Origin of the sequence: Mesorhizobium sp. LMG 17147 (genome assembly GCF_024297145.1) — a bacterium.
Lineage (GTDB): Bacteria > Pseudomonadota > Alphaproteobacteria > Rhizobiales > Rhizobiaceae > Mesorhizobium.
The window spans coordinates 1-6,092 of the sequence record NZ_JANCTC010000042.1 but is presented as its reverse complement, the minus strand read 5'-3'; the positions used below and the strand labels follow the sequence as shown (position 1 = coordinate 6,092).

Here is a 6,092-nt window from a genome sequence, read left to right as displayed (position 1 = left end):
ATTCGGCAAGGACGCCCTGGTGCTCGACGCTGGCGCGGAAGTCGATCGCATCGTCCAGATCTTGCGCCAGCAAGTCTTTGGCACGCTGCGACGTCGAGGGGTGGTTGTCGGCCTCTCAGGCGGCATCCGGCGCCTCATACGGGCCGAGTCGCTGTATTATGGAAGTTGGATTGCTTTCGTCGGTCTGGCAGCGGTCCAAGGGGGCGGCAGGATGGGAAATGCCATGTCGCATGCGGCGTCACCGGCAACGCCGATGACTGACTTCGCGAGATTACGCTTCATCAGCCATGTGGCTGTCAATGCATGCTTCATCGTTCTGAACACAACCATCATGCTGTGGTATATCCCGTTTCTGGTAAATCATCTCGGCGTAGCAGCATACGGGATGATTGCGCTGGCAAATTCCCTGGTCATGTATGGAGCCCTTGTCGGAACCAGCCTAAACGTTTCCATTAGCCGTTTTTTGGCGATAGACCTGAATAAGGGGAACACAGTCAGCGCAAACGGGACATTCAACACAGGCTTGGCACTTTCGGTAATTGCTTGTAGCGCTCTGCTGGTCCCGGCAGGCATTCTGACCTATTTCCTTCCGGCGCTCTTCAATGTCCCAGCCGGGCTGGAGCGCGCGGCCCAGTTTCTGCTTGCAAGCGTCGGCGCTGCATTCCTCGTAACAATTCTGAGCAGCAATTTCGGTGTTGCAAGCCTGATCAAGCAGTGCCCATCCCTGATTTTCAAAACGGACTCTTAAAGTATTTCTCGTTACATCAAGAAGGTCCAAGTATTATCCCTAGGATCCCATAGCTGACGATATAGGCTAACCTAAGATGATAAAAATCAATGTACTCGGCGATCTCGTGCTGACGGACCCCATCAACGAGCTTGCAAAACAGCCCGGTTCGCCGGCCATCTTTTCTTCCTCCACGAGAAGATTTTTGAGCGCGGCAGACCTGAATATCTTCAATCTCGAGTCACCAATAACTTCTAAAAAGACGAGCGAAAAGAAGGTGGGGCCCGCGCTCAGGGGGAATAAGGATCTCCTGCCCTCTATAGCTCAGAGCGGATTGGCCGTGGCAACACTCGCTAATAATCACATGATGGATTTTGGCATCTCCGGACTTGAGGACACATTAAATGCTCTTGATGAAAACAATATCGAGCATCTGGGTGCTGGAATGAAAGGGGCAGAAGCACCTCACCGGCTTCGCTACATCGCGCAAGGGGCTTCTGCTTCGTTCATCAATGTCGCGGAGCAAGAATTTGGCGTCGTTGAGGCGGGACGTGTGGGTGTGATAAAAGAAGATATCGCATCAATGTATTACTGGATAATGGAGGAAAAGACCGTTTCTGACTTCGTAATCGTTATCATTCACGGAGGCGCCGAATATTTTCCGCTACCTTCTCCGGAACGAATTCAAAGAGCCCACCTCTATGCTGATTTTGGCGCAGATGCTATTATCTATCACCATACACACGTGATAAGCGCATACGAGAGCTACAAGAGCAAACCAATATTCTATGGGCTTGGAAACTTCCTTTTCTATTGGCCCGACAAGGGAGCCGATTGGAATACAGGAATGGCTGCATCGCTCGTTCTAGACGTCGAGCATAAACGAATCATCGGTGAGCCGCTTGTCCACCGGTACTCGCCTGATGATGGTGTTCGCATACTTTCCAAGCAAGAAGCTCAACGTGAATTCTCCTGTCTCGATAATCTTAACATGGCTCTCGTAGATTCATCTCATCTGGGCAGGCTTTGGGAGGAATTCTGTCTCCAGCAACGACACAGGTACTTGCGGCTGAACAACTTGATCTCGGCGTTTCAAGAGAGGATGGCCCAGCGCGGCGTTTGGCCGATTCCTATGTTCCCCAGCAAATCGCTGCTAGGTGGGCTAAACGCGTTGAGGTGCGTTTCTCATCGTGAAGCGTCGGTGACTGTGCTTGAAGCCGAGGCTAAGCGGCGCTTCGATACATTCATCACTTGACACCTGTCCGACTTGAAACGACTTGCGGGATCCGGTTTTGCGCGTCAAACTCAAACTATGGGCTTTTTTGCTGACATCTTGGCGCCGCGTACGAGCTGCCCGCTGTATCATGGATAAGGATTGCTTTCGTCGGCCCGGCAGTGGTCCAAGGGGGCGGCAGGATGGGAAATGTCATGTCGAATGCCGGCGTCACCCGTAACGCCGATGGCTGACATAGCGAGATTACGCTTCGTCAGCAATGTGGCTGCCAATGCATGCTACATCGTTCTGAACACAACCATCATGCTGTGGTATATCCCGTTTCTGGTAAATCATCTCGGCGTAGCAGCATACGGGATGATTGCGCTGGCAAATTCCCTGGTCATGTATGGAGCCCTTGTCGGAACCAGCCTAAACGTTTCCATTAGCCGTTTTTTGGCGATAGACCTGAATAAGGGGAACACAGTCAGCGCAAACGGGACATTCAACACAGGCTTGGCACTTTCGGTAATTGCTTGTAGCGCTCTGCTGGTCCCGGCAGGCATTCTGACCTATTTCCTTCCGGCGCTCTTCAATGTCCCAGCCGGGCTGGAGCGCGCGGCCCAGTTTCTGCTTGCAAGCGTCGGCGCTGCATTCCTCGTGACAATTCTGAGCAGCAATTTCGGTGTTGCAAGCCTGATCAAGCACCGCTTCGACCTGCGAAATATTGTAAACTCGCTTACGTTGCTGACCCGGGTGGGTATCATAGCACTCTGTTTCATGGTCTGGCCGGCAACCCTCTGGCACGTGGCAGTGGCTTTCGTCATCGCCGCCATGGTCGGGCTGGCGGGGGATGTAGTCGTCTGGAGGCGCTTGACGCCGGAGTTGCAACTCAATTACCGAAGCATCGACCGTCATCATTTTCGGGCGCTTGCGAATTTGGGCGGCTGGTCGGCAGTCAATCAGACCGGCGCACTCCTGCTGATGCAGGTGGACCTCCTGATCGTGAACGCCATGTTCGGTGCCGAGATGACCGGACGATATGCTGCCGTTTTGCTCTTCCCTGCTTTGATCAATACGCTCACGGAGGCGGTCGTCACGGTGTTAAGTCCGGCAATAATGGCGCGCTACGCCGTAGGCGACATCGACGGAATGCGTCGGATCGCTCGTCATTCCGTCAAGCTCCTTAGTGTTGCATTAGCCCTGCCGGTTGGCCTGCTGTGCGGCTTTGGCGCACCTTTGCTGCATCTTTGGCTAGGCCCGCAGTTTGCTCAACTTAACGTGCTGCTGATCCTTCTGGTTGGTCATTTGGCTGTTAACCTAGCCGTCAGGCCGCTTTTCTACGTAGTGACGGCATACAACCAGGTCAAAGTGCAAGGGCTGCTCACCCTAGCCCTCGGCTTGGCGAATATCGGCTTGGCGATAGCGCTTGCACGCTGGAGCGGATGGGGAGTAGTCGGGGTCGCGGCTGCCGCGGCCATCGTGTGGACGATCAAGAACTGTCTGTTCACGTCCAGCTACTGCGCAACCCTGTTGCGTCTTCCCTGGTGGTCGTTCTATGCGCCCTTGACGGCCGGGGCACTCGGCACGCTAGCTATCGGCTTCGCCGGCAGGTTCATCTCACAGCTTTGGTGGCCACCCAATTGGCTAGCTCTCGGCGCAATGGCCGTGACAATAGCTGTATTGTACAGTATAGTTGCATATTTCTTGAGTTTAAATCGCTCAGATCGCGAATTGCTGTGGAGCATTCTAGATGGGAGGCCCCATGCTTAATTGGCGTGCACCGGTCTTGAAGGTCTACGACACACGGATTTCCCGTAATCCGATCCCCGGCTATTGTTCCTTTTTGCACGAATTTCATAATCGGCCGGTCTCACGGCAGCGAGAGGAGCAGCACGAGCGTCTTTCGCAACTCTTGCGGCACGCTGCGCACCACGTGCCGCATTACCGTGATGTGCTGGCCGCTACTGGTGTGGTGCACGGCGATCAAGTGAACCTCGAACGCTTTCGGCAGGTGCCGGAGCTTACCAGGGAGATGTTGCACACGAAATTCGACCTTCTGAAGAGCGATGATCTGGCCTCGAGGGCGTGGTACAAGACCAGCTCGGGCGGCAGCAGTGGAGAACCGGTGACGTTGCTGCAGGACAGATACTACAACGACATGGCGCAGGCCTTGACCCAGATGCACTATTCTTGGGCTGGTCGAGCTTCGGGCGAACCCTTTGTCAAACTTTGGGGGTCGGACCGCGACATAATGTTTGGGACGGTAGGATGGCGTAACAAGCTCAGCAACTTCATCCGGAACCAAACGTTCCTCAACTCCTTCGATCTAAGCAGACAACGCATGCAGAACTACGCGAGAGTAATTCAGCGTGTGCGTCCGGTCATCATCGAAGCTTACGCCGAAAGCATCTACGAACTTGCGCGCTACATCAATGCCGAGAAGATCAAGGTGCCCCGTATCAGGAGCGTCGTCACCAGCGCCGGAACTCTGTATCCTTTCATTCGTGAAGAGGTCACGCGTGCCTTCGACTGCCCGGTATTAAATCGTTATGGCTCACGAGAGGTCGGCAGCGTCGCCGGCGAGCGCGAGGCCGGAGCAGGGCTGAAAATCTACACCTATACCCATTTTGTCGAGGTCGTGGATGAGGCAGGCGAGCCATGTGGGCCGGGAGAAGAAGGCGAAGTGCTGGTCACGTGCCTGACGAACTATGCCATGCCGATTATTCGCTACCGGATCGGCGACCGCGCGATGGTCGGAGCCGCGGTTTCGACCCCGACGCCCTCCGTTGAAAAGCTGGAGACGGTTACCGGACGCATGATGGATGCCTTCGTCCGCGAAGACGGCTCGACCATCCCCGGTGCTTTTTTCGTCCACTTCCTTGGTGTGGTGCACAAGTCCGACTGGCTGAAGAAGACCCAGATCATCCAGCAGAACTACGACTCGATTCTGATTAAGATGGTCACGGCAGCGCCGCCACCGGAAGGTGCCTTGGAGGAAATCCGCAGTTCGCTGCAGCGTGTTACGGGACCCGCATGCCAGGTTACCTTCGAGTTCGTCGATGCCATTCCGAAGCTGGCCTCAGGCAAATACCGCTATACGGTGTCGCTCGTTTCTCGTCCACCACACAGCACATCCGCTATACAGTAAGTGGCTGAAGTTCGCGCTGCCTGCCGCGCGGCGCGCGGCAGCCCCTCCGTTCGCAGAAGCCCCACTCGGCTGCTGGAACCAAGCGCCAAGCACCCAAAGCCACGCTTGCTGCCGCGCTGCCTGCATCGGCAACAGCGGCTCCGCCGGCTTTTGCAGGGGGGAGTTCGCCCTCACGAGTGTTAAAGGAATGCCGCACAACCTCGCGGCCCACTCCACGATGGTAACGGCCCGGTTGTTACCGCGGAGATTTCATTTCGCTTTGATGTGAGCGATGAGTGCCTGGTCACCTGGTCATCGACGAAGGCTTCGAGGAAGTCATTCCATTCGTCCCACGACGCGATAGTCCAGGAAAGGCGAACGCACCTCGATAGAACGCCCGATTGAGGTCGGGTCATGTCCCAAGGATGTCGACTGTCGACTGGCAGGTACAGCGTAATCCAGTACCTGTTGGCGCGCGCGACATCGTTTGCTCGCGCCGTGGCACTCCACAGCTCCGACTGCGGTGCGCATGCCGCGAAATTGTGGCGCACAAGGGGGGGCCGATGGCGAGTGCGGACCGGATCGGTTCGCACACCATCACACCATCAAACGCCGCGGCGTATCCCCCATCCCGATCTGCCCGCTCAGGGCGCACTTCAGATCGGCGTCCAATTTTTTTCACGCCGATTCACATATTGCCCAATCGGGCCCGCGCGGCTCGGCCCCAGCCGGAGAGTGTGCTGGCGGGAGCTTTTTGATAGCCCTTCAAAATGCACCGGTCCCTGGAGAGATTGTTCAGGGCGGGCCAGATACTCGGCAAGTGCGGCAGCCACCTCTTGGCAATCGCCTACGCTGGCGAACGGTGATTGGCCCGCGTCAGCAAGTCCTCCCTGATGCTAGAGCGGCGGACTTTCATGTGAGTCCATAGCCTGCGGCAGTGAAGTAGTTTCTGCATTCTGTTGGAGAGAAGAGATTGCAGATATCGCCAATGGCCTGCCACAGGGCGTAGATGGTTCTGATGG

At 55.9% G+C, this 6,092-nt stretch carries 3 protein-coding genes and 2 pseudogenes; 4 read left to right on the top strand and 1 reads right to left on the bottom strand.

Going from position 1 to position 6,092, the window contains the following annotated elements; all coding sequences use genetic code 11:
• Positions 1 to 16 precede the first annotated feature (16 nt).
• The 4 genes and pseudogenes from nadE to NMG46_RS29370 form a co-directional block, all read left to right on the top strand.
• Positions 17 to 127 (top strand): annotated as a pseudogene (nadE, locus tag NMG46_RS29385) (NAD(+) synthase); the annotation flags it as partial.
• A gap of 697 nt (positions 128 to 824) precedes the next feature.
• A complete protein-coding gene (locus tag NMG46_RS29380; protein ID WP_254820766.1) occupies positions 825 to 1,982 on the top strand; it encodes a CapA family protein in 1,158 nt (385 codons plus the stop codon).
• A 204-nt stretch (positions 1,983 to 2,186) separates the two neighbouring features.
• The gene (locus tag NMG46_RS29375) at positions 2,187 to 3,713 is read left to right on the top strand and encodes a lipopolysaccharide biosynthesis protein (protein WP_254820765.1); all 1,527 of its coding nucleotides are present in this window, start codon (positions 2,187 to 2,189) and stop codon (positions 3,711 to 3,713) included.
• A gap of 16 nt (positions 3,714 to 3,729) precedes the next feature.
• Positions 3,730 to 5,091 (top strand): phenylacetate--CoA ligase family protein, encoded by a 1,362-nt coding sequence (locus NMG46_RS29370; protein WP_254820764.1) that lies wholly within the window; start codon positions 3,730 to 3,732, stop codon positions 5,089 to 5,091.
• 891 nt (positions 5,092 to 5,982) lie between these two features.
• Here the strand turns inward: NMG46_RS29370 and NMG46_RS29365 are convergent.
• A pseudogene (locus NMG46_RS29365) lies at positions 5,983 to 6,092 on the bottom strand (IS630 family transposase); the annotation flags it as partial.